This is a genomic window from Pseudomonas sp. PAMC 26793 (assembly GCF_000313235.1).
Taxonomy (GTDB): Bacteria; Pseudomonadota; Gammaproteobacteria; order Pseudomonadales; family Pseudomonadaceae; genus Aquipseudomonas; species Aquipseudomonas yamanorum.
Map to the genome: position 1 here is coordinate 110,191 of NZ_AMXG01000041.1, position 25,433 is coordinate 135,623.

Here is a 25,433-nt window from a genome sequence, read left to right on the forward strand (position 1 = left end):
CCACATTTGATCTTTGCTGCCTTGAGTATTGTTAAACGACGTTTTGCTCAGCCGACCAGTTGGCATACCACTGGCGGAACAGCCCGTACTGGTTCTCGGCATAACGACGCTGGGCATCGCTCAGGGCATCGGTCTCGTTGAAGTGCAGGGTGTATGCCTTGTCGCCGTTGAGCACCATCAGATGCTTGTAGAACAGCACCAGGTCGCAGCCTTCGTCAAAGGACGACAACACCGCCAGTGCCGACTCCAATTCACGCGCCTGGCGGCGTGCGGTGGCGTCGCCCTTGGCGGCTTTCTTGCTCAGGGCCACCAGTTGCAGGACTTCCCGTGGCAGCGCGTTGCCGATGCCGGTGATCGCGCCGGTGGCGTTGCAGTTGACGAAACCGTGGACCACCTGGGTATCCACGCCGACCATCAAGGTCACGTCATCGTCCTTGGAGGTGATGTGTTCGGCCGCGTAACGCAGGTCTGCAGCGCCGCCGAATTCCTTGAAGCCGATCAGGTTCGGGTACTCGCGACGCAGCTCAAAGAACAGGTCGGCGCGGGTGGCGAAGCCGTAGTAAGGGCTGTTGTAGATCACCGCCGGCAGGTTCGGCGCGGCCTTGAGGATGGCCGCAAAGTGATCCTTCTGCGCCGTCGCCGAGGCGCCACGGGACAAAACGCGCGGGATGACCATCAAACCATGGGCGCCGACCTTCGCCGCATGCGCCGCGTGGGCCACCGCTTCACGGCTGTTGACCGCGCCGGTGCCGACGATGGTCGGTACCCCGGCGGCCACCAGGCGCGCCACGCCTTCCTGGCGCTCGGCTTCCGTCAGCAACGGCCAGTCGCCCATGGAGCCGCAATACACCACCGCGCTCATGCCGATATCGATCAATTCGCGGCCCTTGGCGACCAGTGCGTCGAAGTCCGGTTTACGCTCGGCGGTGCACGGGGTCATCAGGGCAGGGATGCAGCCGGTGAAGATGTTGGTGTTCATGGTTTCAGCTCCAGTTTGATTGAAGGGGCGGGGGCGGCTTAGATGCCCCACGCGAAGGGATCCTGTTCGTCGATCAGCAAGGTGCTGTCGGCGGTCATGTAGGCGCGGCCGGTGATGGAAGGGCGTACACGCTCGCCTTCCCATTCATAGCTGCCTTCGAATTGGCTGCCGGTGATGCTGGCTTGTATCCACGGTTCACCGGCGGCGAGTTTGCCGTCGGCCGCCAGGCACGCGAGCTTGGCGCTGGTGCCGGTGCCGCAGGGGGAGCGGTCGTAGGCTTTGCCCGGGCACATGACGAAGTTGCGGCTGTCGGCCTGGGCGTCGTCGGCGAACAGTTCGATGTGGTCGATCAGCGCGCCGTCTTCACCGTGGATGCCCTGGGCTTCGAGGGCCTTGAGCATCGCCCAGGTGTAATCGGTCAGGGCCTCGACGTTGTCCATTTGCAGCGCCTGCCCGTGCTCGGAAACCAGGAAGAACCAGTTGCCGCCCCAGGCGATATCGCCGTAGACCCGACCATGCCCGGGTACGTCCACTGGCACCTGCTGGCGATAGCGGTAGGCGGGCACATTGCGCAACGTCACCGCGCCGTCGGCGTGCAACGTGGCGCTGACCGGGCCGACCGGTGTGTCGATCTTGTGCACCCCCGGCGCGATCTGCCCCAAGTGATGCAGCGAGGCAACCAGGCCAATGGTGCCGTGGCCACACATGCCAAGGTAGCCGGCGTTGTTGAAGAAAATCACGCCGCAGGTGGCATCGGCCGAGACCGGCGCGCAATACAGCGCGCCCACCAGTACATCGTTGCCACGGGGCTCCAGCAGGCACGCCCTGCGCCATTGGTCATGCTGAGTGCGCAGGTTGTCGAGCTTGTCGGCAATGGTCTCGCCGGCCAACTCGGGAAAACCTGTCATCACCAGGCGCGTGGGTTCGCCGCCGGTGTGGGAATCAATGATGTGAACTCGTTTCATAGAACAATCCATTCAGTGGTTGGCTGAGGCTCAGGAAGCCAGCTGCACGCGGCCGATGTCGGGCTCAGGGGCTTCACTTTCGTCATCTTCGGTTTCCAGGCGAACCAGATGCGCCGGCACGCCAGTGGCCGCGCCCCAGTAATAAATACCCAGCGCGCAAGCGGCGACGACCAGGGTGTCGAACGGATGGCTGAGGATGCCCAGGCCACCAAAGCTGCCGAGTTTCGACAGGATGATGGTCACGGCGTAGAAGCCGATCAGCCAGGCGGAGGAGCGAACCTGGCGGCCGAGGCTCAGGTGCAGGGTCGGCACAAAACGGCCGCACAGCAGGTACACCACGAACATCAGGATTTGCAGGCCGAGCAGCCACGACACGGTGCTCCAGCCCGACCAGTAGACGATCAACGCGGCGATGATGAACGACAGTGGGCCGAGCACACCCATCCACTTGACCCGGAACGGGCGCGGCAGGTCAGGCGCATTGCGCCGCAGTGCGGCAACCGACACCGGCGCCACGGCGTAGCTCAACACCAGTGCGGCGGACACCACGTTGATCAGCGCTTCCCATGACGGGAAGGGCAGGGTCCAGAACACCGACAAGCCAAAGGTCAGCCACAGCGCCGGGCGCGGGATACCGGACTTTTCATCAATGCGCGTGAAGATTTTGAAGAAGGTCCCGGTTTGCGCCCAGCCGTAGATCACCCGTGGCGTGGCGTTCATGTAGATGTTGCCGCAACCGCTGGGGGAGATCACCGCGTCGGCCACGACGAGGTAAGCCAGCCAGCCCACACCCAGGGCGAGGGCGATGTCGCGGTACGGCAGGGCCAGTTCCTTGGCGACGCCGGCCCAGCCGTTGGCGAGCATTTCGGTGGGAATGCCGCCGAGGAATGCCGTCTGCAACAACACGTAGATCGCGGTGGAGAGCAGCACCGACAGAATCAGTGCAATCGGAATGGTGCGTTGCGGGTTCTTCACTTCGCTGGCCACCGAGATGATCGGCGTGAGACCCAGGTACGCGAAAATCACCCCGCCAGCGGACACCGCCATTTCAATGCCCGACAGGCCGAACGGCGCAAAGCCTTGGGTATGGAAATTCTCTGGCTTGAAGAAGGTGAACAGCACGCCGATCACCAGCAACGGCACGATGAACTTGAACACGCTGACCAGGTTATTGGCCATGGCGAAGGTCTTCACGCTGCGGTAGTTGAGGGCGAAAAACAGCGAGAGCAGCGCAAACTGCACGAACCAGCCGAGAACGGTGGGGTTGCTGGAACCCACCTGCGTCAACTCGGGAAACCAGGCCGCGGCGTATTGGCGCGAGGCGACCACTTCAATCGCCACCAGGCTTGAAAACGCGATCAGCGTGATAAAGCCCATCAGGTAGCCCAGCAGCGGGCCGTGGGAGTAAACCGGATAGCGCACCACGCCACCGGCGCGGGGCAAGGCCGCCCCCAGTTCGCAGTACACAATGCCCAGCAGCAATACGGCGAAGCCGCCCAGCAACCAGGAAAAGATCCCCGCCGGCCCGGCGATGGCAGAGACGTGACTGGCCGCGAACAGCCAGCCCGAACCGAAGATCGCTCCCAGTCCGATAAAGGTGAGGTCGATCAATGAAAGCTGTTTCTTGAACTTGCCTTGGGCTGACATGGCGGCGCCTTCTTGTGGGTTATTGGATAGGCATGCAGTGGCCATACAGTGAACCCATCAACGGCGCCGCGATTGATGTTTTGCGCAGGCTGCGATGACGAAATCAGCACAGTTTCGAGCGCTCGACACGCAGGCGGCCATGGGGCAATCTGCTCGCCAGGCACCGCCCGCCGGGCGTCTGGCCTATCCGCTGAAAGCAGGAGAAAGCGTCATGATGCAGAGCGCGTTCGCAACCCTGTGCCAAGGGAGCGAGTCCGACCGTCCGCACACCATCGAAGAATTACTGGCCGGGGTCGGGCTGCTGTTGCCGATGCTGGACGTGATTCCCAATGCCGCGATCTTTATCAAGGATGTGCAGGCGCGCTACGTATTGGCCAACCGCACCCTGGTGCAACGGTGCGGTTTGAAGCACTTGCAACCGTTGCTCGGGAAAACCAGTGCCGAGGTCTTTCCCGCGCAGTTGGGGCCCGGCTATACCGAACAGGATCGACGGGTGCTGGAGCAGGGATTTGTGCTGGAAGACCAGTTGGAACTGCACCTCTACGGCACCCGCGAGCCGGGTTGGTGCCTGACCCACAAATGGCCGCTGTACAGCCGCGACGGCGCGATCATCGGCCTGGCGGGCATCTCGGTCGACCTGCAAACCGCCAGCGAAACCCACCCGGCTTATCAACGGCTGGCGGCGGTGGACGAGTACATCCGGGCGCATTTCAATCGGCGTGTCACCCTGGGTGAATTGACGCGGATTGCCGGGATTTCAGTGGCGCAGTTGGAACGCTACTGCAAGCGCGTATTCCACCTCACGCCGCGCCAGATGATCCAGAAGGTACGCCTGGAGCATGCGCACCGGCTGCTGCATACCGAGCTGCCGATCACTGACGTGGCGTTGCAGTGTGGGTACACCGACCACAGTGCGTTTACCCGGCAATTCAAGGCATTGACCGGGTTTACGCCGCGCCAGTATCGGCAGGCGACCAGTGGGCAGTGATGTCTGATTGGATCTACGTGAATGTCATGAGCAGCGGTGGCGCCAACAAGGGGGGCGCCAACGCTCTTCGCAGTTGCGCAAATGTGGTCAGTTTTATCCCTGCCGTTGGCGCGACTTATCAAGTCATCCAGTCCGTGCCCGTGAGTGGCTGCGTGCTGGATATCACCGACAAAAGCACCGGGCGCTCTCCTGATTCGTTCAGAAGGGAAGCGGTCATCGGTGGGTGTTAGCCTTGACTGGACGGGCGCGTGCCTGCTGTTAAACATAGGCGTCTTCAAACGATCAGGAGTCCAACGAGATGGAATCGGGTATAGAGTTATCTTTCGACGTTACCGAACAAGAACGCCAGGCCATTCTCCAGCCGCTAAGGGATTACAACATCAGCCATTGCGGTAAGAACCCGTTTGAGACCTTCGGGCTGTTGTTGCGCGACCCCGTCAGCCAGGAAGTGGTGGGTGGCCTCTATGGTCAAATTTCCTATGGCTGGATGTTCATTGAACTGTTGAGCGTGCCTGAGTCAATGCGCACCCAAGGCACGGGTTCACACCTGATGCGCTCGGCTGAGGCGCTGGCACGGGAGAAAGGCTGTGCGGGGATCTGGCTGGATACCTTCAGCTTCCAGGCGCCCGGCTTTTATCGAAAACTGGGCTTCAGCGAGTTCGGGCATATCGCCGACTACCCGCCAGGGCACAAGCGCCACTTTTTCCAGAAGCATCTGGGCTGAGGGCTAGCGGGTCACCGACCGCCAGGTCACCAGGCCGTCCAGGCCATGATCGGACTTCAAGTACCGAAGCACATTCTGCGCCTGGGCCTTCTCTTCAAACGGGCCGACAAAGGCGTGAGGTGCCTCATCGAGCACGGTGGGTACATCGAGCGCCTGCAACTGCGCAACCAGCTCGCCAAACGCTGTGTCGGTATCGGCGGTAAGGCGCACGACCCAGCCGCTGCGATGTTTCAGGGGGATGGGCTCTACCTCGGCGCCACAGTGCTTGCAGTGCGCGGCGGCGGCTTTGATCGGGCTGGAACAGGCAGGGCAGGGGCGCAGGTCTTCGTGTACCAGGGCGTCCACACCGGTCTTGGGAACGCGTGGCATCAGCAGGAGGACGATCAGCGGGATCAAGGGCACGAACAGCCCTATCGCAAACCATCTTGGCCCTGATCTGCCGCGCTGGCTGGCGATGTAGGCGGTCACGGCGGTGAGTGCCAGCCAAAGGGAAAGGTAGATGCTCATGTGCACGTCCTTGTCTTGATTCAGCGGGAGTGATAGCGACGCTGAGCCTGTTCAGCCCAGCGTCGCCATCGGCAGTGCAAACAACAGGGATGCCGCCAGGTGCTTACTGCGCCTTGGCGTTCTTGATGTCCGCAATCACCTGCTTGGCAATCGCCTGGACCTGCTTCTGGGTCATGGCAGACGCCACGCCTTCCCAGGCTGATGACTCGGTTTCATAAGTCCGTGCGCCCAGCGGTGCACCGGATTTCAAGTCGGAAAAGTCAGCCTTCGAGAACACCCAGGCATTACCCACCAATGCCCCCGCAGCGTAGCGGCTGCCGGCCGTCAGGTAACGGAACTTGCTGACGTTAATGGTGATGCCCACCCCGTCGGCACTGCCGGTGTTGATGGTGGGTGTTTCCTTGAGGCTATAACCGGCTTGTTGCGCCTCGGTTTGCAGGGCCGCGCCCCATTGTTGCTTGAGCAGTGGCCAGTCCTGGTTTTGCTCGACAGTGGTGTTGCCCTTGAAGCTCACGACCAGGTTTTGTTTAGCCGATTCCGGGATGGCCAGGGTGTCTGCACCACCGCTTTTTACCTTGGCTGCACAGCCACCCAGCATCGAGAGGGCAACAGCGAACGACAGGGCGTAAAGCGCCTTGGAGGTTTTCATTGAATTTCCGTATCCACAACAATTGAGAAAGGGGACCCACCGTATCGGATGGGGCGGCTACGATGCTTGAACCTCCCGGCGTCTGGCAAGCGATGACTGCCAAATGCCCTCTAACACTTCAAACACCCACAAACTTTATTGGATTGCAGCAACAATTTTTCTTGTTGGACACCTCCCTCCCCAAGCAGCAAAGATGCCGCCACTGACGCTCGACCTTCCAGGTCAACAATAAAAAATCGAGCCGGGCTGCACGCCGTTTTCTTGCAGTGAACCCTTTGTTCACTACCTGCTTTACTGGCGCCGCAGCGCGCACTTAAGGACCTCACCACCATGCAAACTGTTGTGAACCTATGGCCGCTGATTGGCGTACTCGTCATCGTGGTCGGCTTTGTGTTGCGCTTCAATCCGCTGCTGGTCGTGACGGCGGCGGCGATTGCCACCGGGTTTGCCGCCCACTTCCCGCTGGAAAAGATCCTCGCCACTATGGGCGACGGCTTCCTCCAGACCCGCGCCTTGCAATTGATCCTGTTGTTGCCCCTGGCTGTCATTGGCTTGCTGGAGCGTCATGGCTTGCGCCTGCATGCGCAAAACTGGATCGCGCGTTTTGAGCGGGCCACGGTCGGGCGCTTGCTGATCATCTATCTGTTTGTGCGTGAATCCACAGCGGCCATGGGCCTGACGAGCCTGGGCGGGCACCCGCAGATGGTGCGCCCGTTGCTGGCGCCGATGGCGGAAGGCGCGGCGGAAAAACGCTATGGCAAACTCCCCGACAAGCTTCGCCACAAGGTCCTGGCCATGTGTGCCGCGACCGATAACGTAGGGCTGTTTTTTGGCGAGGATATCTTCGTCGCCTTTGGTGCGATTGCGCTGATGCACACCTTCCTGCTGGGTTCGGGGATTGACGTCGAGCCTCTGCACATTGCGGTCTGGGGCATCCCGACGGCGATCTGCGCCTTCATCATTCATGCCATCCGCTTGCACCGTTTTGACCGAATGCTGACCCGAGAGCTGTCACCGGCCAAGCAAGCGGAGGCGGCGCAATGATCATTTCCATTGAATACCTGTACTGGCTGGCCGGCGTGCTGCTGGTCATCACCTCCGGGATGATCCTGATGGATCGCACCCACCCCAAGCGCTGGTCGAGTTCGTTGTTCTGGCTGCTGTTTGCCATTCCGTTCCTGGTGGGGGAGCGTCTGCCCTCGGTAGTGGTCGGCGTGGGCGTGGTGGTGATGGCGCTCATCGCGGGCCTGGGCGGCGTAGGCCGCGGCGCGCATGCCCAGTTGCATGACAAGGCCGCACGGGCCAGCGCTGGTCGCCTGGGGCATAAATTGTTTATCCCGGCATTGGCTATTCCGTTGACCACGGTGATTGGCTCGGTGCTGCTCAAGCACACCGAAATCGGCGGCGTGCCGCTGCTGGACCCGAAGAACACCACCTTTGTTTCCCTGGGCATCGGCTGCCTGATTGCACTGGCGCTGGCCTGCTGGCTGACGCGGGACACCCCGGTGCAAGCCCTTCGCGAATCCCGGCGCCTGACCGAAGCACTGGGCTGGGCGATGGTGCTGCCGCAGATGCTGGCGATGCTCGGGCTGTTGTTCAACGAAGCGGGCGTGGGCACGGCGGTGGCGCACATCACCACCACCTACATCAACCTGGATTACAAGCTGGTAGCGGTGATGGTGTATGTGTTGGGCATGGCGCTGTTTACCGTGATCATGGGCAATGGCTTTGCCGCCTTCCCGGTGATGACCGGCGGCGTGGGTGTGCCGGTGCTGGTGGGTATCTACGGCGGTAACCCGGCAGTGATGGCCGCCATTGGCATGTTCTCCGGTTACTGCGGTACGTTGATGACACCCATGGCGGCCAACTTCAATATTGTCCCGGCAGCGTTGCTGGAGCTGCCGGATAAAAACGCGGTGATCAAGGCGCAGATGCCGACCGCGTTGATGATGCTGGTGGTTAATATTGTCCTGCTCTACCTGCTGATGTGAGGCTGTAATGCGCACTGTACTGCTGACGGGTTTCGAACCGTTTGACCAAGACCTTATCAACCCGTCCTGGGAGGCGGTACGCCTGTTGGAGGGTGTGCAGTTGGGCGCTGATGTGCGGATTGTCGCGCGGCAGTTACCCTGCGCTTTTGCCACGGCGGGCGAGCGCCTGGCTCAGCTGTTGGCCGAACATCGCCCGCAGATGGTCATTGCTGTCGGGCTGGGCCCCGGGCGCAGTGATATTTCCATCGAGCGGGTCGCGATCAACCTCAACGACGCGCGGATCGCGGACAACCTGGGTCAGCAGCCTGTCGACACGGAAGTGGTGCCCGGCGGCCCTGCGGCCTACTTCGGTACCTTGCCGAGCAAGGCCATGGTGAGGGCCGTGCGCGAGGCCGGCATTGGGGCCAGCGTGTCTCAAACCGCCGGCACTTTCGGGTGCAACCAGGTGTTCTACCTCTTGCAGCACGCACTCGCCGGGTCAGGGGTACGTAGCGGTTTCATCCATGTGCCGTGGCTGCCCGAACAGGTGGCGGGCCGCGTACCCGAGCCGCCCTCGATGGCATTGCCGATGCAGGTTGAAGGGTTGCGGATTGCGCTGCTGACGGCCTGGAATACCCCGGTGGATATCACTGAAGCGGGTGGGCAAGTCAGCTGAGGTTTTCGGCTTCGCGTACCGGGAAAAACAACGCGAAGCACGTCACACCGTCCTCGCTGCTGACGCTGTAGCGCCCGTTGTGCAACTGCATGATGGTCGCGACGATGGACAGCCCCAGCCCATTGGAATGCGCCGAGCGTTCCCGGGATTCATCCACCCGATAAAACCGCTCGAACAGCCTCGGCAAGTGCTCCGCCGGAATGGTTGCCCCGTGGTTGGTCACCGTCAGGCTGATGCCCTCGGCGCCGGGTGTGGCCTGGATCAACAGCTCGGAACTCGGCGCACCATATTTGATGGCGTTGGCGCACAGGTTGGCCAGAGCGCGGCGCAACAGCATCGGTTCGGCCCAGATCACGCCTTCGCCCTGGGCAAGGATGCGGATGTCGACATCGCCCGCCAGGCCTTCGAAGTAGTCGGCCATGCGTTCCACTTCATCGGCCGCATCCAGTTCCTGGCGTTGGCGCAGGGCGCTGGCGGGGTCGGTACGGGCCAGGAACAGCATGTTGTCGAGCATGCGCGCCAGGCGTTCAAGCTCTTCGACGTTGGAGGCCAGCAGTTGCTGATAGGCCTCGACGCTGCGGTGTTGCTGCAACGCCACCTGGGTTTCCCCCAGCAAGTTGTTGATGGGCGTGCGCAGTTCGTGGGCCATGTCGGTGGAGACCTGCCCCAGTTGCACAAAACCCTTGGCCAGGCGTTCGAGCATGGTGTTGAACGAGTCAATCATCGGCAGCAGTTCTTTCGGTGCACCCTGGCTGTCGAGGCGCACGGCGAGGTTGCCGACGCCGATGCCCTGGGCATGCACCGCCAGGCGCCGTAACGGTAGCAAGCCGCGATGCACCATCAGGTAACCGACCACCGCCAGTACCAACGCGGCGATGCTGGCGAGGATGTAGACACTCAGTCGGTAGCTGGCAAGCACGGCGGTGCGCTCGGTCATCAGCCGCCCGGTGGTGACTTGCAGGCTGCCCAGATCGCCCGAATCGATGGTGGCGGCCAGGGTGGAGAAGGGCACGCCATTCACCCCCGGCAAGTGCTGCACGTCGGCGAACTCCAGGGTGTGGTCCCTGGGTACCGGTGTCACGGTGGGCATGTCGATGTTGCCGGGGTTCACCTCCAGCAGCGGCTTCTGCCCGGGCGCGGCGATGCTCAGCACCGACTCGCGGTTGCCGAGCATGTTCTGGAACAGCTCCGGCTTGGTCTTGATCAGGTCCAGGGTGTTGCTGTCGTTCAGCAGGTTGCGCAGTTGGTCGACGCGGTAAATCAGCGCGGCATCGTCCCGGTGGACCAGCTCGCGCTCAAGGTCGCGGTACAGCGCCACGCCAAGGGTCGCCAGCAGGGCGAACGCCAGCAAGGCAAAGATCAGCGCCAGGCGCAGTGTCAGGGAATAATGCCGAGGTTTGCTCATGGCTGCGTATCAAAGCGGTAGCCAATGCCGCGCACGCTGTGGATCAGCTTGAGCTGGAACGGGTCGTCGATTTTCAGGCGCAGGCGGCGCACGGCCACGTCGACCACATTGGTGTCGCTGTCGAAATTCATGTCCCACACCCGCGAGGCGATCAGCGAGCGCGACAGTACCTGGTCCTGGTGGGTGGCGAACAAGTGCAACAAGGCGAACTCCTTGTTGGTCAGGGTGATGCGCACACCGCCGCGGGTGACGCGGCGCTTGAGCACGTCGATCTGCAGGTCGGCGATCTGCAGTTGTTCTTCTTCACGGCTTGGTCCGCGCCGGGTCAGGGTGCGCAGGCGCGCCACCAGTTCGGCGAAGGAAAACGGCTTGATCAGGTAATCGTCGGCGCCCAGTTCCAGGCCCTTGATGCGGTCGGCAATGTCGTCCCGGGCGGTGAGGAACAGCACCGGCGTATCGGCTTCCTTGCGCAGGCGACGCAGCACTTCCCAGCCGTCCATCTTCGGCATCATCACGTCCAGCACGATCACGTCGAACGGGGTTTCCAGGGCCTGGTGCAAACCGTCCACACCATCGCGGGCGAGGCTCACGGAGTAACCCTGTTCCTGCAGGCCGTTAAGCAGGTAGTTGCCCGCCTTGGGCTCGTCTTCGACTACGAGGATGTTCATGGGAGTTGCCCTGGTGATGTGCCGGTGTTTCGTGGCGTAAGTGTAGCCCTATCAATTGTCATTGGGGCAGCCGATGCCCTGTACTTGATAGTCCAGCACGTGTTCGCGGCCCTGGCTGTCGAGGTAGTCGAGGCGGGCGGGGACGATGCCGCACTGGCCGTAGGTGTCGGTGCTCGACAGCACTTTGGCCACGTCCATGTGCATGAAGAAGCCGGGCGTGTCATGGATGACCGGGGTGGTATCGGCAAACGCCGAGCCGGTGGCGAGGAGGGCAGCAAAGCCGAGGATAAACAGTTTCATGGCGGTATCTCTCTTTAAGGGTTGGCTGCCGGTATCCGGCAGTGAGTTCACAGTAACCAGGCGACACAAACAGCCAACCAACAGGATGATGACAAGATCGTAATGAAGGGATCAGGGCTGGCGGCCGGAGGCTTCGAGGATCAGGTCGGTGATTTCTTTGGCGTGGGAAACCAGCGACAAGTGGCTCGACGGCACTTCGATGGTGGTGGCGTTCATGCGCTTGGCGAGAAAGCGTTCCAGGTCCGGGTTGATGGTCTGGTCGTTGCTGGACACCGCATACCAGGACGGCTTGGTGTGCCACGCGGCGTTGACGGTGCGGCCGCTGAACAGGGTCTTGGCGATGGGTTGTTGTACGGCGTACAACTCCATGGCCTTGGCGCGGGGTACGTCGGCGGCGAAGTACTTGAGGAAGGCGTCCTGGTTCAGGGTCAGGTAGCCGTCGTGCTCCACCACACCGGCCCGTACGGGTGTGCTCGGGTACTTGGCGGACAGGGCGACGAAGTCTTCGTTGGCGTCCGGTGCGCGGGCGGCGACGTATACCAGGGAACTGACCTTGGGGTTGGCCCCGGCGTCGCTGACCACGGTACCGGCGTAGGAATGGCCGACCAGCACGGTAGGACCGTCCTGCTGATCGAGTACGCGGTTGGTGGCAGCGACGTCATCCGCCACCGAGGTCAGCGGGTTTTGCACGGCGGTTACATGCAAACCGGCGGCCTGCAGGCGGGTGATCACTTCGGACCAGCTGGAACCGTCAGCCCAGGAGCCGTGTACCAGCACTACGTTATTGGCTTTCACTGGTGCAATCGGGCCTGCGACGGCAGCGCCGGTACCCAGCATCAACAGGCTGGTGGCGATCAGGCAGAGTTTGCTTGCAGGTTTCATCGGGCGGGCTCGCTTCTTTATCAGTGGGAAGTTGGGTCACCCGCGGTGGGTGACTGACGACTTCACTGTATGAAGTGAGGGGGCTGGCAACACTGACAGCTTAATGACAAGTTTGTAATGCAATGGGCAGCCTGGGAGCTGCCCTTGTTGGGCTGCGGCCCATCAGACCGTACGGGCTGCCTGCAGGCGTTCAGCGCCACCTTCCGCCATGCCGCGTTCGTGCAGCCGATCGGCGCCACCCTCGGCGAGCAGGTGGGGTGGCTGGTCTTTGACCGTGGCGGCGTGGGTGTTGGCCGACGCCATGGATGACAGCCCGAGGCCCGCGACGACAGCGAGGCCGAATACCAGGGATGACGCTTTCAAGAGATTGAACATGATGAGGCTCCTACGCGTGAGTCAGCCGGATTGGCTGGTGGTCGTAGTTAATCGCCGGGGTGTATCTGCCATGTGTGCCCAGGCGTGGCGAAATGCGGGTTCGCGTATCCAGGCAGGGTTCCCATACAGTCCGATACAAACCACGGGAAGGTTTACAGCGTTTGGGGCGATCCGTAGATTGCATCGGGCAAGTGGTTCGTCAGCACCCAAGACCGGGTGACGAAAACATGAGGAAGCCGAGCAGTGTCCACCCGCGATTCAGCTGTATTCGCCAACCGTTACCGCGCCTTCCTGTTCGATATGGATGGCACGCTCCTGAACTCCATTGCCGCCGCCGAACGGGTATGGGCGACCTGGGCTGAACGCCATGGACTGGATGTCGCGGCCTTTCTGAAGACCATTCATGGCGCCCGGGCCATCGATACCATCACCCGTCAGGCATTGCCCGGGGTTGAGGCGCAGGTAGAGGCGCAATGGATCACCGAGGCTGAACTCGAGGATGTAGAAGGGGTGGTGGCGATTGCCGGTGCGGTGGAATTTCTCAACACCCTGCCCGGCGATCAATGGGCGCTGGTCACGTCCGCACCCAAGGCACTGGCTCTGCGCCGCATGCAGGCGGCCGGAATCAATCCACCGGCGGTGTTGGTCACCGCGGAGGATGTCGCCAGCGGCAAGCCGGATCCAGCCTGTTATGTGCTGGGTGCCCAACGGTTGGGAGTACCGGTGCAGGACTGCCTGGTGTTTGAAGATGCCAGCGTCGGGATTCGTGCCGCAGAGGCGGCGGGGGCCGACGTGATGGTGGTGACCTCGACGCACCATACGCCTATGGTCACGGAACACCCCTCGATTGCCGGGTACGAGCATTTACAGGTTTTGCGGGACGAAGCCGGGCTGTTGCACCTGCAGCGCCTGACGTAAAAAAGGCCGATCCGGTTAACCGGATCGGCCTTCTTCATAAACGGACGGTTCCACAGACGGTCAGGACGAGGCTTTCCGGCGATCACTGCGAGGGGCGCGCCGACATAATTTTCGATGAATGGCTGCCTGGAGGGGCTGGAGACAGAAGACGAACAAGTACGCGCCCAGGAACAGCGTCAGGTCCAGCCAGGAGTAGGCATTATCGGAGATGCCCTCCATTTCGTACCGCACGGCATACTCCAGCCCGAAAAAGACCACGGCGATCAGCCCGGCGATCGTCCAGGACTTGGATAAAGAAGGCTGTTTATCAGGACGCCTCATCAACGTGCTCCTTGGCGCGCTGCAGACTGTAAAAGATTTGTCACGAGATTCGGCTCTGGAAAACTCAACAAGTTCCATTTGTATGCAAGCTGTTTCATGCGTAAAGGGCACCCAGCGGCTATTACTGTGAAGGGTTCCTGCCGTCCGTCATGCAAAGGGAGTACGCCTTATGTTCGTTCAGTGGTTTCTTGCCGCCGTCCATTTACTGGCATTTGCCATGGCGTTGTCGGCCGTGCTGGCCCGAGGCAAGGCTTTGCGCAGCTTGGTGGAGAGTGAACCATCCACTGTGCGTCGCGTATTGATCACGGACAACATTTGGGGAATCAGCGCCCTGGTGTTGCTGGTAACCGGTGGCCTGCGGGCCTTTGGCGGCTATGAAAAAGGCAGTGATTATTACCTGCACCAGCCGTTGTTTCACGTGAAGATGACGCTGCTGGTATTAACTCTGTTACTGGAACTCGCGCCGATGATCCGCTTTATCAAATGGCGCATCGCTTTGGCTCGCGGCGCGCATCTCGATTTGCACCAGGCAGGTCTTTTTGCGCGCATCAGCCACCTGCAGGCGTTGCTGGTGGTGCTGATGATGATTGCAGCGACGGGAATGGCACGTGGCGTAGGTCTGGGGTAACAGTGGGCTGGCGCTGGAATGAGGGAATAGGGCACGCTGGCCACGGGAAGCCGCGAGCAGGCTAAAGGAGGTTTTCGCCAGCCGTTACAGTGAACGAAAGGGCTGGCTACTGGAGGCGCTTCAAGGTGTCTGGTTTTTATCCGGAGCCGTCAGGCCCGCCTGGATACGTTGGTAGATCTCCTCGCGATGCACGGCAACGTCCTTTGGAGCATTGATGCCGATTCTTACTTGCTGGCCGCTAACGCCCAGAATGGTGATCGTAATGTCATCACCGATGTTTATGCTTTCACCGACTTTGCGGGTGAGTATCAGCATGGACTTCTCCTTGATTGCTTTGAAGGACACATGTTTCAGACAGGGCAGATGTCGGATGTGTGTAGCTTACTGCGAAGCGCTTCCCTGTGGCTGCCTCTTTTAGGACGCATAGAGGCGGCATTAATTCCCATGGCGCCATCATACAGGTCTGCGATACATGATTCGCATTGTTTAAGCCAACGTTTATGACGGCCAGAATAGACAGTGAATGATAAAGTCGCCTCTTTGATCCTCTAAGGAGCAGGGTAGTGCGTAAAGTAGCGATGGCAATTGCGGTGTTGGCATTGGCCGGTTGCGGTGAAGGTAAAAATGTCGATGCCCCCAAGGCCAGGCCCGCCGTTGCCGAGGCGCCCGCCCAGGCCCAACCAGCGGTCGGTGCGATCGCCGCTCAAGAGTGGGATGTATGGGTCGGGCCGCCGGATCACAAGCTGCAAGCGATAACTGATTTGACCGCGTGGTTGCTGGAACACGGTTTCAGTTTCTATCTGACAAAGGAAGACGGTAAGGATCAGGTACTGCTGGGGCCGTTCAGCACCAAGGCCGAGGCCGAGGCCAAGCAGGTGCAGTTGACCGAGAAACTCGCCACTGCGAAGAAAAATGACACGGTGTCCGAGGTCATCGAACACAAGGTTGCGCAGTAAAGGATCGGCAAGCGGGAGTCCACGGCGCTCCCGCTTTTTACGTTCAGCCGCAGGCTTTCAAGTTCACCGGGCCGACAAACTCATTGCCGCGCCCCATCACGCACGCCACGGTTTGATTGCGCTGGCGTTCCCAGGGTTGTACCGGGTAGGTCTTGTTCCAGGCTTCGTAGAGTTGGCGGTCCTGCTTCGACAGGCGCAGGCCATACTGCTTGCTCATGTAGAAGTACGTACGGGCGATCATCCCGCGAATAGAAGGGCGGGGCATGACCTTCTTGGCCTTGAAATCCACCTGGGTCAGGCATGATCCATATTGCCCGCTTTGCACCGGCAGCCAGCCAAAACTGAAATTGTTCCGGTCGCCATTGACCTCGCCGATACTCGGCACCAGGTTGTGCAGGTCGGCCTCAGCGCGCTTGTACACCGCATCCTTGCGGGTGCAGTTCTTGCGCCCGCCATCCTGCCAGCACTGGCGCTGATGGCCGATCTGCCAGGCCGGAACAATGTGTTCCCATTCAATGCGTGCTGCCCGGTTGGCGTTCTTGCGCGGGACATAGCCGCAGGCTTTCAGGTCCACCCGGTTACCGTTGTATTTGCAGCCGCAATAAAACTCCGTGGATTGCGGTTCATACAGCTTCCAGGCGATTTTCTTGGCTTCGCTGAACGTCTTGGGCGCTTGGGCGTGAGCGGTAACAGCAAAAAACACAAACAACAGACTGATAAAACGGACACTCATTGACTCAATCTTCCTTCGGTACAACCCAGAAAATCTGCACGCCACCGTCATCGCGATAAGCGAGGGTGACGTTGTCGTTTTCTGCGATTTCCTCCAGTAGTCGTGCCCATTCGTCTTCCGGTTCCTCCGGCAAACGGAAGATCAACGCCGCCTTGTTCTTTTGGGCGTTGGTGGAATTGATGATTTTTTGCACGCGAACGGCCAGGCGTTGGTAGGCGTCAGGCGCTGCTGGTGCTGCGGAAGAGGGGTTTGCCACGGAGTATTCCTTATTAGGCTGTACGTGCATACAGTATTTAACTGTGGGCAATTTCGCAACTGCTTAAAATCCAAGAAGTTCTTCTGACAGTGGTTTTGCCGATTTGGTGTAGGAGGGCCTTGTTTCTCAAGGGTTTATTGCGCGGGGGGTAAAGCGGGGGAATTTGGACCCGCTCGCGGTGCGCCACGAGCGGGATGGCCCAACCGTTACCGGCCGGGCCTGGGAGCGATCAATATTCCCAGAACATCCGTTGCAGTTCCTTGCTGTCCTGGGTCTTGGTCAGGGCGACCATGGCCAGGATGCGGGCTTTCTGCGGGTTCAGATCATGGGCAACTACCCAGTCGTATTTGTCGTCAGGCTGTTCGGCGTTACGCAGAACGAAACCGCCGGCATTCACGTGGGAAGAACGAATGATCTGCACGCCTTGCTTGCGCAGTTCCTGCAGGGCTGGCACCACCTTGGACGATACCGAGCCATTGCCGGTACCGGCGTGGATGATGGCTTTCGCGCCGGCCTGGGCCAGGGCCTTGTAGGCGGTGTCGCTTACGTTGCCATAGGAGTAGGCGATTTCGACGTCCGGCAGACTTTTGATGGTCTTGATGTCGAATTCCGAGTTCATGGTGTGGCGCTTGGCTGGCAGGCGGAACCAGTAGGATTTGCCTTCCACCACCATGCCCAGCGGGCCCCATGGGCTCTTGAACGCTTCAGTCTTGATGTTGATCATTTTGCTGACGTCGCGACCCGACTGGATCTCGTCGTTCATGGTGACCAGCACGCCTTTGCCGCGGGCGTCTTTACTGCCGGCGACGGCAACGGCGTTGTACAGGTTGAGCATGCCGTCAGCCGACATGGCGGTGCCTGGGCGCATCGAGCCGACCACGACGATTGGCTTGTCGGTTTTTTCCACCAGGTTGAGGAAGTAGGCAGTCTCTTCCAGAGTGTCGGTACCGTGGGTGATCACGATGCCGTCGACGTCCTTGCTGTCGGCCAGCTCGGCGACGCGGCGACCCAGTTGCAGGAGGTTTTCGTTGGTGATGCTTTCGGAGGCAATTTGCAACACTTGCTCGCCGCGTACATTGGCGATCTGACTAAGCTCAGGAACACCGGCGATCAGTTGCTCGATGCCGACTTTGGCGGCCTGGTAGGTCGCGCTATTGGCCGCGCTGGCGCCAGCGCCGGCGATGGTGCCGCCGGTGGCAAGGATCACCACGTTGGACAGTTTTTGCTGGGTTTCAGCTTCTTTTGCCTGAGCGGCAACAGGGAACAACAGCAGGAGGGCTAACGCGCCCGGGACGAAAGTTTTCAACGCAGATTTCATTATTCTTCTCTCTAGTTTTTGATGAGTGCTGATGCAGGTTCATCTAGAAACACCCGGGCGGTTCTGAGCGCCACGAGGTGCTGAGTAAGAGCAGGATTTGTACCAGCGGTATTTTGTTTGGTAATAGAATTTAACCTATTGATTTATATCTATATTTATTTGATTTTTAAGCAAGGGACTTCGTCTTTTGTCCGGCTTTCCGAACAAAACGGCGTGCGAATGTTCGGTTGTCCGAAAAGGATGACGGAAAAGTTTGGTTTTAAACGCAGAAGGCACATCGCGACCTGTCGTTTCAGAGAACGATCAAGGGGCACCGATGTTTAGGGAGGACAGCCAATGGCTGCGAGGGCAGGGCGTAGAGCGGATTCATCAAAAGGCTGTTTTCTCCCGTTGACAAATCCCGACAAGCTTCTCATAGTTTGATCTAACGCAAACGTTTGCGAGATGTTTCACGGGCTGCTCTTGGCGTGTCGTGAAAGCTCGTATCAGTCGCCCGGGTGGGATGGCTGCCGAAGCGTTCTTCGGTGCAAGCGTTGCTCACAATAATCATAAGATCGGAGTGAACCCATGAAGCTGCCATTCGCTGGACGTCTTCTTGCTGTCGCTGTGCTTGCTGCCGCATCCGCTGCCCTGCCTCTTTCCTCTGCATTTGCTGCCGAGACCACCGCCAAACCCAAGGTCGGCCTGGTCATGAAATCCCTCGCCAACGAATTCTTCGTCACCATGCAGGACGGCGCCAAGTCCTACCAGAAAGAACACGCCGCCGATTTCGACATGATCACCAACGGGATCAAGAACGAAACCGACACCAGTGCGCAGATCGATATCGTCAACCAGATGATCCTCGCCAAAGTAAACGCCATCGTGATCGCGCCTGCGGACTCCAAGGCGTTGGTCACTGTGCTGAAGAAAGCCTCCGATGCAGGCATCAAGGTCGTCAACATCGACAACCGCCTTGATCCGCAAGTGCTGAAAAGCAAAAACCTCGATATCCCGTTTGTAGGCCCGGACAACCGCAAAGGGTCCAAGCTGGTGGGCGACTATCTGGCCAAGCAGTTGGCTGCGGGTGACAAGGTCGGCATCATTGAAGGTGTGCCGACCACCACCAACGCCCAACAGCGTACCGCAGGCTACAAAGATGCGATGGACGCCGCCGGCATGAAGATCGTCTCCACCCAGTCGGGTAACTGGGAAATCGACCAGGGTCAGAAAGTCGCATCCGCCATGCTGAGCGAATACCCGGACCTCAAGGCGCTGTTGGCCGGTAACGACAACATGGCGCTGGGCGCTGTCTCTGCCGTACGTGCGGCAGGCAAGGCCGGCAAGGTGTTGGTCGTGGGCTACGACAACATCGAAGCCATTAAACCCATGCTGCAGGACGGCCGCGTATTGGCGACCGCCGACCAGGCAGCTGCCCAGCAAGCGGTGTTCGGTATCCAGAACGCGCTCAAGCTGGTCAAGGGTGAAAAAGTCGACGCCAAAGACGGCGTAATCGAAACCCCGGTCGAACTCGTCCTCAAGAAGTAATTCCCCGGCAGCACCAAACAGCGTCCGCTCACTCGAGCGGACGCCTGGAGACGTTCCTATGTCATCTTCCGCACCGAACGCTGTCCTCTCGGTCAGCGGTATCGGCAAGACCTATGCCCAACCGGTTCTGTCCGACATCACCCTGACGCTCAATCGTGGGGAAGTGTTGGCGCTTACCGGTGAAAATGGCGCGGGGAAAAGCACCCTGTCGAAAATCATCGGCGGGCTGGTCACGCCGACCGACGGCCAGATGCAGTTCAATGGCCAGGCCTACACGCCGGGCAGCCGGACCCAGGCTGAAGAGCAGGGCATCCGCATGGTCATGCAGGAACTCAACCTGCTGCCGACCCTGACGGTCGCCGAAAACCTGTTCCTCGATAACCTGCCCAGCCACGGTGGCTGGATCAGCCGCAAGCAACTGCGCAAGGCCGCGATTGAAGCCATGGCCCAGGTTGGCCTGGACGCCATCGACCCGGATACCCTGGTCGGCAGCCTCGGCATCGGCCACCAACAGATGGTCGAAATTGCCCGCAACCTGATCGGCGATTGCCACGTCTTGATCCTCGACGAACCCACGGCGATGTTGACCGCCCGTGAAGTCGAGATGCTGTTTGAACAAATCATCCGCCTGCAGGCCCGGGGCGTGGCGATTATCTATATTTCCCACCGGCTCGAAGAGCTTGCCCGTGTCGCCCAGCGCATTGCGGTACTGCGTGACGGCAAGCTGGTGTGTGTCGAGCCGATGGCCAACTACAACAGTGAGCAACTGGTCACCCTGATGGTGGGCCGTGAACTGGGCGAGAAAATCGACCTGGGTCCGCGCACCATCGGCGAGCCGCTGTTGACGGTCACAGGCCTGACCCGCTCGGACAAGGTCCGCGACGTGTCCTTTGAAGTGCGTGCCGGCGAAATCTACGGCATCTCCGGCTTGATCGGTGCTGGCCGTACAGAATTGCTGCGCCTGATCTTCGGTGCCGATATCGCTGACAGCGGCACCGTGGCCCTGGGCACCCCCGCGCAAGTCGTCAGCATTCGTTCGCCTGCCGACGCGGTGGGTCATGGTATCGCCCTGATCACCGAGGACCGCAAGGGCGAAGGCCTGCTGCTGACTCAATCCATCGGCGCCAATATTGCCTTGGGCAACATGCCGAAGGTCTCCAGCGCTGGCCTGATGAACAGTCGTGACGAAACCGCCTTGGCCAAGCGCCAGGTCGACGCCATGCGCATCCGCAGTTCCAGCCCGGCGCAGTTGGTGTCGGAGCTTTCGGGCGGTAACCAGCAGAAGGTGGTGATTGGCCGCTGGCTGGAGCGCGACTGCGCGGTGATGCTGTTCGATGAGCCGACCCGGGGCATCGACGTTGGCGCCAAATTCGATATTTATGCGTTGCTCGGCGACCTGACCCGCCAGGGCAAGGCGTTGGTGGTGGTGTCCAGCGACCTGCGTGAGTTGATGCTGATCTGCGACCGCATCGGTGTGCTTTCCGCCGGGCGCCTGATCGAGACTTTCGAGCGTGACAGCTGGACCCAGGACGAATTGCTTGCCGCTGCTTTTGCCGGCTATCAGAAACGTGATGCGCTGCTCAACGACGCAGCGCCTAGGAATACCCCATGAAAACCACTTCTTCCCCCGCAAAACATGGCGGCAACTTCTACGGCCTGGGCACTTACCTGGGTTTGGCCGGTGCTTTGCTGGCGATGATCGCGTTGTTCTCGTTCCTGAGCGATCACTTCCTCTCGTACGACACCTTCAGCACCCTGGCCAACCAGATTCCCGACCTGATGGTATTGGCGGTGGGCATGACTTTCGTGCTGATCATCGGCGGCATCGACCTATCGGTGGGGTCGGTGTTGGCCCTGGCCGCCTCGGCCGTCAGCGTGGCGATTCTCGGCTGGGGATGGAGCGTGTTGCCGGCAGCCATACTGGGCATGGGCTGCGCCGCGTTGGCCGGCACCATTACCGGCTCCATCACCGTGGCGTGGCGCATCCCGTCGTTCATCGTGTCCCTGGGCGTGCTGGAAATGGCCCGCGGCGTGGCGTACCAGATGACCGGCTCGCGCACTGCATACATTGGTGATTCGTTTGCCTGGCTGTCCAACCCGGTGGCCTTCGGGATTTCGCCTTCGTTCATCATCGCGTTGCTGGTGATCATCGCCGCGCAGCTTGTGCTGACGCGTACTGTGTTCGGTCGCTACCTGATCGGCATCGGCACCAACGAAGAGGCCGTGCGTCTGGCGGGCATCAATCCAAAACCCTACAAAATCCTGGTGTTCAGCCTGATGGGCCTGCTGGCCGGCGTGGCGGCACTGTTCCAGATTTCGCGCCTGGAAGCGGCGGATCCAAACGCCGGTTCCGGCCTGGAGCTGCAAGTTATCGCTGCTGTGGTCATCGGCGGTACCAGCCTGATGGGCGGGCGAGGTTCGGTGATCAGTACCTTCTTCGGCGTGCTGATCATCTCGGTACTCGCGGCAGGGCTGGCGCAGATTGGCGCCACCGAGCCGACCAAACGTATCATCACCGGTGCCGTGATCGTGATCGCGGTGGTGCTGGATACTTACCGCAGCCAGCGCGCCAGTCGGCGAGCCTGAGCCATGGCAACGATCAAGGATGTGGCGGCGCTTGCGGGGATTTCCTACACCACGGTGTCCCATGTGGTGAACAAGACGCGCCCGGTCAGCGAGCCGGTACGGATCAAGGTCGAAGCGGCTATCAAGCAGCTCGACTACGTGCCCAGTGCGGTCGCGCGGTCGCTGAAAGCCAAGACCACCGCGACCATCGGCCTGCTGGTGCCCAACAGCCTCAACCCGTATTTTGCGGAGCTGGCCCGAGGCATCGAGGATTACTGCGAGCGTAATGGCTATTGCGTGATCCTCTGCAACTCCGACGATAATGCCGAAAAGCAGCGCAGCTACCTGAGGGTGCTGCTGGAGAAACGCATTGACGGTCTGATCGTGACCTCCGTGGGCGGTGACGACAGCGGCCTGGCAACGGGCCTGAAAGCGGTGCGTACGCCGATGGTCATCGTCGACCGCGCGCTGGACGGGATCGATGTGGACCTGGTGCGCATCGACCACGAACACGGCGCCTACCTGGCGACCCGTCACCTGTTGGATTTGGGGCACCGCGACATTGCCTGCATTGGTGGCCCGAGCCATACCCGCGTGGCGCAGATGCGTATGGCGGGTTATTACCGCGCCCTGGCTGAGGCCGGGCTCGAAGTGCCGGCCGGCCGTGTGCTGGAGAGTGACTTCACCAGCACCGGTGGTTACGCGGCGGCAGCGCAATTGCTGGCGGATAATCCCCCCAGCGCGATTTTTGCCGGCAACGACATGATCGGCTTCGGCGTATTGCGCGCGGCTGCCGAACGTAATATCCGCGTGCCCGGCGAGCTGTCGGTGATCGGGTTCGATGATATTCAAATGAGCCAGTACGTGTACCCGGCGCTGACCACGGTGGGCCAGTCGATCCTGCAACTGGGAGAGATGGCGGCCGAGATTTTACTGCGACGAATTGCGACACCCCAATTGCCGATCGATCAACGCATCGTGACGCCGAGTATTGTCCTGCGCGAGTCAACGGCGCCACTGGCCGGTGTGTTCGCCCAATACCGCTGAACCGAATTGATGAGTACTGATGTATGCCAGCAAAAGTAGTGGTAATAGGCAGCCTGAACATGGACCTGGTCACCCGGGCCAGCCGGCTGCCCCGCGCCGGTGAAACCCTGATCGGCCAATCGTTTTCCACCGTCCCCGGCGGCAAGGGCGCAAACCAGGCGGTCGCTTCGGCGCGTCTTGGGGCCGAAGTCGCGATGGTCGGCTGCGTGGGTACCGATGCCTATGGCGCGCAATTACGCGACGCATTGTTGGTGGAAGGCATCGATTGCCAGGCCGTCAGCACCGTCGACGGTTCCAGCGGTGTGGCGCTGATCGTGGTGGACGACAGCAGCCAGAATGCGATCGTTATCGTCGCCGGTAGCAATGGCGAGTTGACCCCGGCCAAATTACAGACCTTCGACAGCGTGCTGCAGGCTGCCGACGTGATTGTCTGCCAGCTTGAGACGCCGATGGACACTGTCGGCCATGCCCTCAAGCGCGGTCGCGAACTGGGCAAGACGGTGATCCTCAACCCGGCACCGGCCAGCGGCCCGCTGCCTGAAGATTGGTACGCCGTCATCGATTACCTGATTCCCAACGAAAGCGAAGCGTCGGCCTTGAGCGGCGTGGTGGTGGATTCACTGGACAGCGCCAAGGTCGCCGCCACGCGCCTGATCAAGGCCGGTGCCGGCAAAGTCATCATTACCCTCGGCTCCGAGGGCGCATTGTTTGCCGATGGCCAGGGCTTTGAACACCTGGTGGCGCCCAAGGTCAAGGCGGTCGATACCACGGCTGCCGGTGACACCTTCGTCGGTGGTTTTGCGGCAGCGCTGGCCAGCGGTAAAAGCGAGGCCGAGGCCATTCGTTTTGGCCAGGTGGCTGCTGCGCTGTCGGTCACCCGTGCGGGTGCGCAGCCCTCCATTCCTACATTGCATGACGTCCAAGGTTTTGTGCCCTCATGAAAAAGACTCCCTTGCTTAATATCGCGCTGTCGCGGGTGATTGCGTCCCTTGGCCATGGCGACATTCTGGTGATCGGTGATGCCGGCCTGCCGGTGCCGCCCGGTGTTGAGCTGATCGACCTGGCGCTGACCAAAGGCATCCCGGATTTTGTCAGCACCTTGCGCATTGTTCTCAGCGAAATGCAGGTGGAAAGCCACGTGCTCGCGGAAGAAATCCTGCTCAAGCAACCGCCGGCTCTGGCTGATCTCAATACCCTGACCGAACAGGCCGCCCTCGGCGAGCGCCGCCTGCTCAGCCATGAAGAGTTCAAGCAACTCAGCCGCAAGGCAAGGGCGGTGGTGCGCACCGGTGAGTGCCAGCCTTACTGCAATATCGCGCTGGTCTCCGGCGTAACGTTCTAGAATTCCCAACGACAAGGAGTGCGTCATGCAACGTGGTACCCAAACCCTGCGACACCTTTTCCGGAGTGTGCTGCTTTTGTCCTTCCTGACTGCTGCAAGCGCCCACGGGGCGGAAAAAATCGACCTGATCATCGATACCGACCCCGGCGCGGACGATGTGGTGGCCTTGCTGTTCGCCATGGCTTCGCCCGATGAACTGAGCATCCGCGCGCTGACTACCGTTGCCGGTAACGTGCGCCTGGACAAGACCTCCCGCAATGCGCGCCTGGCTCGTGAGTGGGCAGGGCGCGAGGACATCCCGGTATACGCCGGTGCACCGAAACCGATGCTGCGCACGCCGATCTACGCCGAAAACATCCACGGCAAGGAAGGCATCTCCGGTGTCACCGTGCATGAGCCGAAAAAAGGCCTGGCTGAAGCCAATGCCGTTGATTATCTGATCAAGACCCTGAGCACCGCCAAGCCCCACAGCATCACCATTGCCATGCTCGGTCCACAGACCAACCTGGCGCTGGCGTTGACCCAGGCACCGGAGATCACGCAAGGCATCAAGGAAGTGGTGGTGATGGGCGGCGCGCACTTCAACGGCGGCAATATCACGCCGGTGGCCGAGTTCAACCTGTTCGCGGATCCGATCGCGGCCGAGATCGTGCTCAAAAGTGGCGTCAAGCTGACTTACCTGCCATTGGACGTGACCCACAAGGTCCTGACCAGTGATGCACGCCTGAAGCAAATCGCTGCGCTGAACAACAACGCGAGCAAGGTGGTGGGCGATATTCTCAATGAATACGTCAAAGGTGATATGGAGCACTACGGCATCCCGGGTGGCCCGGTGCATGACGCTACCGTCATTGCCTACCTGCTCAAGCCTTCTCTGTTCAGCGGCCGTGAGGTCAATGTGGTGGTGGACAGCCGTGAGGGCCCGACCTTCGGCCAGACCATCGTCGACTGGTACGACGGCTTGAAACAACCGAAGAACGCGTTCTGGGTTGAAAACGGCGATGCCCAGGGCTTCTTCGATCTGCTGACCGAACGCCTTGGCCGTCTGAAGTAAGCGCTTTACCGGCCGACGTTCGTTGGCCGGGTC

Annotated in this window: 30 protein-coding genes; 15 read left to right on the plus strand and 15 right to left on the minus strand. The window is 60.6% G+C overall.

Features of this window, described 5'->3' with window-relative positions; genetic code table 11:
* Positions 1–31 precede the first annotated feature (31 nt).
* Genes D109_RS0122305 through D109_RS0122315 form a run of 3 tightly spaced genes read right to left on the minus strand, consistent with a single transcriptional unit; the run spans position 32 to position 3,591 of the window.
* Entirely contained in the window at positions 32–979 is a 948-nt protein-coding gene (locus D109_RS0122305) for a dihydrodipicolinate synthase family protein (protein WP_017478814.1), read from the minus strand.
* Positions 980–1,017: 38 nt separating this feature from the next.
* On the minus strand, positions 1,018–1,944 hold the full coding sequence (locus D109_RS0122310; protein ID WP_017478815.1) for a 4-hydroxyproline epimerase: 927 nt from the start codon (positions 1,942–1,944) through the stop codon (positions 1,018–1,020).
* Between the two features lie 30 nt (positions 1,945–1,974).
* Entirely contained in the window at positions 1,975–3,591 is a 1,617-nt protein-coding gene (locus D109_RS0122315) for an APC family permease (protein WP_017478816.1), read from the minus strand.
* 211 nt (positions 3,592–3,802) lie between these two features.
* Here D109_RS0122315 and D109_RS0122320 point away from each other — a divergent pair, with 211 nt between their 5' ends.
* On the plus strand, positions 3,803–4,579 hold the full coding sequence (locus D109_RS0122320) for an AraC family transcriptional regulator (protein ID WP_017478817.1): 777 nt from the start codon (positions 3,803–3,805) through the stop codon (positions 4,577–4,579).
* A gap of 298 nt (positions 4,580–4,877) precedes the next feature.
* On the plus strand, positions 4,878–5,303 hold the full coding sequence (locus D109_RS0122330) for a GNAT family N-acetyltransferase (protein ID WP_017478819.1): 426 nt from the start codon (positions 4,878–4,880) through the stop codon (positions 5,301–5,303).
* Between the two features lie 3 nt (positions 5,304–5,306).
* Here D109_RS0122330 and D109_RS0122335 read toward each other — a convergent pair whose 3' ends face one another.
* Together D109_RS0122335 and D109_RS0122340 are read right to left on the minus strand one after the other, a co-directional pair.
* Positions 5,307–5,810 (minus strand): SPOR domain-containing protein, encoded by a 504-nt coding sequence (locus tag D109_RS0122335; protein WP_017478820.1) that lies wholly within the window; start codon positions 5,808–5,810, stop codon positions 5,307–5,309.
* Between the two features lie 103 nt (positions 5,811–5,913).
* Positions 5,914–6,459 carry a DUF4410 domain-containing protein gene (locus D109_RS0122340; protein ID WP_017478821.1) on the minus strand — a complete coding sequence of 182 codons (546 nt, stop codon included), beginning with the start codon at positions 6,457–6,459 and terminating at the stop codon, positions 5,914–5,916.
* 330 nt (positions 6,460–6,789) lie between these two features.
* Here D109_RS0122340 and D109_RS0122345 point away from each other — a divergent pair, with 330 nt between their 5' ends.
* From D109_RS0122345 to pcp, 3 genes are read left to right on the plus strand one after another with little or no spacing between them, the layout of a single operon-like run.
* Positions 6,790–7,503, plus strand: coding sequence for a DUF969 domain-containing protein (locus tag D109_RS0122345; protein ID WP_017478822.1), 714 nt, complete (start codon positions 6,790–6,792; stop codon positions 7,501–7,503).
* The gene (locus D109_RS0122350) at positions 7,500–8,450 is read left to right on the plus strand and encodes a DUF979 domain-containing protein (RefSeq protein ID WP_017478823.1); all 951 of its coding nucleotides are present in this window, start codon (positions 7,500–7,502) and stop codon (positions 8,448–8,450) included. The genes D109_RS0122345 and D109_RS0122350 overlap by 4 nt, the downstream gene beginning before the upstream one ends.
* Before the next feature lie 7 nt (positions 8,451–8,457).
* Positions 8,458–9,105, plus strand: a complete 648-nt coding sequence (gene pcp, locus D109_RS0122355) for a pyroglutamyl-peptidase I (RefSeq protein WP_017478824.1) — start codon at positions 8,458–8,460, stop codon at positions 9,103–9,105.
* Here pcp and D109_RS0122360 read toward each other — a convergent pair.
* From D109_RS0122360 to D109_RS0122380, 5 genes are all read right to left on the minus strand, one after another.
* Positions 9,098–10,510, minus strand: coding sequence for a heavy metal sensor histidine kinase (locus tag D109_RS0122360; RefSeq protein WP_017478825.1), 1,413 nt, complete (start codon positions 10,508–10,510; stop codon positions 9,098–9,100). The genes pcp and D109_RS0122360 overlap by 8 nt on opposite strands.
* Positions 10,507–11,178 carry a heavy metal response regulator transcription factor gene (locus D109_RS0122365; RefSeq protein WP_017478826.1) on the minus strand — a complete coding sequence of 224 codons (672 nt, stop codon included), beginning with the start codon at positions 11,176–11,178 and terminating at the stop codon, positions 10,507–10,509. The genes D109_RS0122360 and D109_RS0122365 overlap by 4 nt, the downstream gene beginning before the upstream one ends.
* Positions 11,179–11,229: 51 nt before the next feature.
* A complete protein-coding gene (locus tag D109_RS0122370; RefSeq protein WP_017478827.1) occupies positions 11,230–11,478 on the minus strand; it encodes a DUF2790 domain-containing protein in 249 nt (82 codons plus the stop codon).
* A gap of 111 nt (positions 11,479–11,589) precedes the next feature.
* Positions 11,590–12,360 carry an alpha/beta fold hydrolase gene (locus D109_RS0122375; protein ID WP_017478828.1) on the minus strand — a complete coding sequence of 257 codons (771 nt, stop codon included), beginning with the start codon at positions 12,358–12,360 and terminating at the stop codon, positions 11,590–11,592.
* 162 nt (positions 12,361–12,522) lie between these two features.
* Positions 12,523–12,735, minus strand: a complete 213-nt coding sequence (locus D109_RS0122380; protein ID WP_017478829.1) for a hypothetical protein — start codon at positions 12,733–12,735, stop codon at positions 12,523–12,525.
* 243 nt (positions 12,736–12,978) lie between these two features.
* On the opposite strand from D109_RS0122380, the gene D109_RS0122385 reads away from it, so the two are divergent.
* On the plus strand, positions 12,979–13,653 hold the full coding sequence (locus D109_RS0122385; RefSeq protein ID WP_017478830.1) for an HAD-IA family hydrolase: 675 nt from the start codon (positions 12,979–12,981) through the stop codon (positions 13,651–13,653).
* Between the two features lie 60 nt (positions 13,654–13,713).
* Here D109_RS0122385 and D109_RS0122390 read toward each other — a convergent pair whose 3' ends face one another.
* Positions 13,714–13,974, minus strand: coding sequence for a hypothetical protein (locus tag D109_RS0122390; RefSeq protein ID WP_017478831.1), 261 nt, complete (start codon positions 13,972–13,974; stop codon positions 13,714–13,716).
* A gap of 169 nt (positions 13,975–14,143) precedes the next feature.
* Between D109_RS0122390 and D109_RS0122395 the strand changes: the two genes are divergently transcribed.
* Complete coding sequence (locus D109_RS0122395) at positions 14,144–14,602, plus strand: DUF2214 family protein (RefSeq protein WP_017478832.1); 459 nt, start codon at positions 14,144–14,146, stop codon at positions 14,600–14,602.
* Positions 14,603–14,722: 120 nt separating this feature from the next.
* Here D109_RS0122395 and csrA read toward each other — a convergent pair whose 3' ends face one another.
* A complete protein-coding gene (gene csrA, locus D109_RS0122400) occupies positions 14,723–14,917 on the minus strand; it encodes a carbon storage regulator CsrA (protein WP_003192511.1) in 195 nt (64 codons plus the stop codon).
* A 263-nt stretch (positions 14,918–15,180) separates the two neighbouring features.
* On the opposite strand from csrA, the gene D109_RS0122405 reads away from it, so the two are divergent.
* Positions 15,181–15,558, plus strand: a complete 378-nt coding sequence (locus D109_RS0122405; RefSeq protein ID WP_017478833.1) for a hypothetical protein — start codon at positions 15,181–15,183, stop codon at positions 15,556–15,558.
* A gap of 43 nt (positions 15,559–15,601) precedes the next feature.
* Here D109_RS0122405 and D109_RS0122410 read toward each other — a convergent pair whose 3' ends face one another.
* From D109_RS0122410 to D109_RS0122420, 3 genes are all read right to left on the minus strand, one after another.
* Positions 15,602–16,291, minus strand: a complete 690-nt coding sequence (locus tag D109_RS0122410) for an endonuclease (protein ID WP_017478834.1) — start codon at positions 16,289–16,291, stop codon at positions 15,602–15,604.
* A gap of 4 nt (positions 16,292–16,295) precedes the next feature.
* Positions 16,296–16,547: a DUF1654 domain-containing protein gene (locus D109_RS0122415; protein ID WP_017478835.1), complete on the minus strand. Its 252-nt coding sequence runs from the start codon at positions 16,545–16,547 to the stop codon at positions 16,296–16,298.
* Between the two features lie 229 nt (positions 16,548–16,776).
* Positions 16,777–17,865: an asparaginase gene (locus D109_RS0122420; RefSeq protein ID WP_003219965.1), complete on the minus strand. Its 1,089-nt coding sequence runs from the start codon at positions 17,863–17,865 to the stop codon at positions 16,777–16,779.
* 567 nt (positions 17,866–18,432) lie between these two features.
* On the opposite strand from D109_RS0122420, the gene D109_RS0122425 reads away from it, so the two are divergent.
* Genes D109_RS0122425 through D109_RS0122455 form a run of 7 tightly spaced genes read left to right on the plus strand, consistent with a single transcriptional unit; the run spans position 18,433 to position 25,400 of the window.
* Positions 18,433–19,392, plus strand: coding sequence for a sugar ABC transporter substrate-binding protein (locus tag D109_RS0122425; RefSeq protein WP_026078154.1), 960 nt, complete (start codon positions 18,433–18,435; stop codon positions 19,390–19,392).
* Positions 19,393–19,450: 58 nt separating this feature from the next.
* Positions 19,451–21,004 carry a sugar ABC transporter ATP-binding protein gene (locus D109_RS0122430; protein WP_017478837.1) on the plus strand — a complete coding sequence of 518 codons (1,554 nt, stop codon included), beginning with the start codon at positions 19,451–19,453 and terminating at the stop codon, positions 21,002–21,004.
* Positions 21,001–21,978 carry an ABC transporter permease gene (locus D109_RS0122435; RefSeq protein ID WP_017478838.1) on the plus strand — a complete coding sequence of 326 codons (978 nt, stop codon included), beginning with the start codon at positions 21,001–21,003 and terminating at the stop codon, positions 21,976–21,978. The genes D109_RS0122430 and D109_RS0122435 overlap by 4 nt, the downstream gene beginning before the upstream one ends.
* Positions 21,979–21,981: 3 nt before the next feature.
* A complete protein-coding gene (locus tag D109_RS0122440) occupies positions 21,982–23,004 on the plus strand; it encodes a LacI family DNA-binding transcriptional regulator (protein WP_017478839.1) in 1,023 nt (340 codons plus the stop codon).
* Between the two features lie 23 nt (positions 23,005–23,027).
* On the plus strand, positions 23,028–23,945 hold the full coding sequence (gene rbsK, locus D109_RS0122445) for a ribokinase (protein WP_026078155.1): 918 nt from the start codon (positions 23,028–23,030) through the stop codon (positions 23,943–23,945).
* A complete protein-coding gene (gene rbsD, locus D109_RS0122450; protein WP_017478841.1) occupies positions 23,942–24,346 on the plus strand; it encodes a D-ribose pyranase in 405 nt (134 codons plus the stop codon). Before rbsK ends, rbsD begins: the two co-directional genes overlap by 4 nt.
* 25 nt (positions 24,347–24,371) lie before the next feature.
* Entirely contained in the window at positions 24,372–25,400 is a 1,029-nt protein-coding gene (locus tag D109_RS0122455) for a nucleoside hydrolase (protein ID WP_017478842.1), read from the plus strand.
* Positions 25,401–25,433: the final 33 nt, after the last annotated feature.

Bases quoted from the DNA above. Each gene is read 5' to 3' on its own strand.
- D109_RS0122375 (WP_017478828.1), bottom strand. From the start codon at position 12,360: ATGAAACCTGCAAGCAAACTCTGCCTGATCGCCACCAGCCTGTTGATG.
- D109_RS0122335 (WP_017478820.1), bottom strand. From the start codon at position 5,810: ATGAGCATCTACCTTTCCCTTTGGCTGGCACTCACCGCCGTGACCGCC.
- D109_RS0122310 (WP_017478815.1), bottom strand. From the start codon at position 1,944: ATGAAACGAGTTCACATCATTGATTCCCACACCGGCGGCGAACCCACG.
- rbsK (WP_026078155.1), top strand. From the start codon at position 23,028: ATGCCAGCAAAAGTAGTGGTAATAGGCAGCCTGAACATGGACCTGGTC.
- D109_RS0122410 (WP_017478834.1), bottom strand. From the start codon at position 16,291: ATGAGTGTCCGTTTTATCAGTCTGTTGTTTGTGTTTTTTGCTGTTACC.
- D109_RS0122320 (WP_017478817.1), top strand. From the start codon at position 3,803: ATGATGCAGAGCGCGTTCGCAACCCTGTGCCAAGGGAGCGAGTCCGAC.
- rbsD (WP_017478841.1), top strand. From the start codon at position 23,942: ATGAAAAAGACTCCCTTGCTTAATATCGCGCTGTCGCGGGTGATTGCG.
- csrA (WP_003192511.1), bottom strand. From the start codon at position 14,917: ATGCTGATACTCACCCGCAAAGTCGGTGAAAGCATAAACATCGGTGAT.
- D109_RS0122420 (WP_003219965.1), bottom strand. From the start codon at position 17,865: ATGAAATCTGCGTTGAAAACTTTCGTCCCGGGCGCGTTAGCCCTCCTG.
- D109_RS0122345 (WP_017478822.1), top strand. From the start codon at position 6,790: ATGCAAACTGTTGTGAACCTATGGCCGCTGATTGGCGTACTCGTCATC.
- D109_RS0122370 (WP_017478827.1), bottom strand. From the start codon at position 11,478: ATGAAACTGTTTATCCTCGGCTTTGCTGCCCTCCTCGCCACCGGCTCG.
- D109_RS0122405 (WP_017478833.1), top strand. From the start codon at position 15,181: ATGGCAATTGCGGTGTTGGCATTGGCCGGTTGCGGTGAAGGTAAAAAT.
- D109_RS0122305 (WP_017478814.1), bottom strand. From the start codon at position 979: ATGAACACCAACATCTTCACCGGCTGCATCCCTGCCCTGATGACCCCG.
- D109_RS0122360 (WP_017478825.1), bottom strand. From the start codon at position 10,510: ATGAGCAAACCTCGGCATTATTCCCTGACACTGCGCCTGGCGCTGATC.
- D109_RS0122430 (WP_017478837.1), top strand. From the start codon at position 19,451: ATGTCATCTTCCGCACCGAACGCTGTCCTCTCGGTCAGCGGTATCGGC.
- D109_RS0122365 (WP_017478826.1), bottom strand. From the start codon at position 11,178: ATGAACATCCTCGTAGTCGAAGACGAGCCCAAGGCGGGCAACTACCTG.
- D109_RS0122455 (WP_017478842.1), top strand. From the start codon at position 24,372: ATGCAACGTGGTACCCAAACCCTGCGACACCTTTTCCGGAGTGTGCTG.
- D109_RS0122350 (WP_017478823.1), top strand. From the start codon at position 7,500: ATGATCATTTCCATTGAATACCTGTACTGGCTGGCCGGCGTGCTGCTG.
- D109_RS0122425 (WP_026078154.1), top strand. From the start codon at position 18,433: ATGAAGCTGCCATTCGCTGGACGTCTTCTTGCTGTCGCTGTGCTTGCT.
- D109_RS0122330 (WP_017478819.1), top strand. From the start codon at position 4,878: ATGGAATCGGGTATAGAGTTATCTTTCGACGTTACCGAACAAGAACGC.
- D109_RS0122435 (WP_017478838.1), top strand. From the start codon at position 21,001: ATGAAAACCACTTCTTCCCCCGCAAAACATGGCGGCAACTTCTACGGC.
- D109_RS0122440 (WP_017478839.1), top strand. From the start codon at position 21,982: ATGGCAACGATCAAGGATGTGGCGGCGCTTGCGGGGATTTCCTACACC.
- D109_RS0122315 (WP_017478816.1), bottom strand. From the start codon at position 3,591: ATGTCAGCCCAAGGCAAGTTCAAGAAACAGCTTTCATTGATCGACCTC.
- pcp (WP_017478824.1), top strand. From the start codon at position 8,458: ATGCGCACTGTACTGCTGACGGGTTTCGAACCGTTTGACCAAGACCTT.
- D109_RS0122390 (WP_017478831.1), bottom strand. From the start codon at position 13,974: ATGAGGCGTCCTGATAAACAGCCTTCTTTATCCAAGTCCTGGACGATC.
- D109_RS0122380 (WP_017478829.1), bottom strand. From the start codon at position 12,735: ATGTTCAATCTCTTGAAAGCGTCATCCCTGGTATTCGGCCTCGCTGTC.
- D109_RS0122340 (WP_017478821.1), bottom strand. From the start codon at position 6,459: ATGAAAACCTCCAAGGCGCTTTACGCCCTGTCGTTCGCTGTTGCCCTC.
- D109_RS0122395 (WP_017478832.1), top strand. From the start codon at position 14,144: ATGTTCGTTCAGTGGTTTCTTGCCGCCGTCCATTTACTGGCATTTGCC.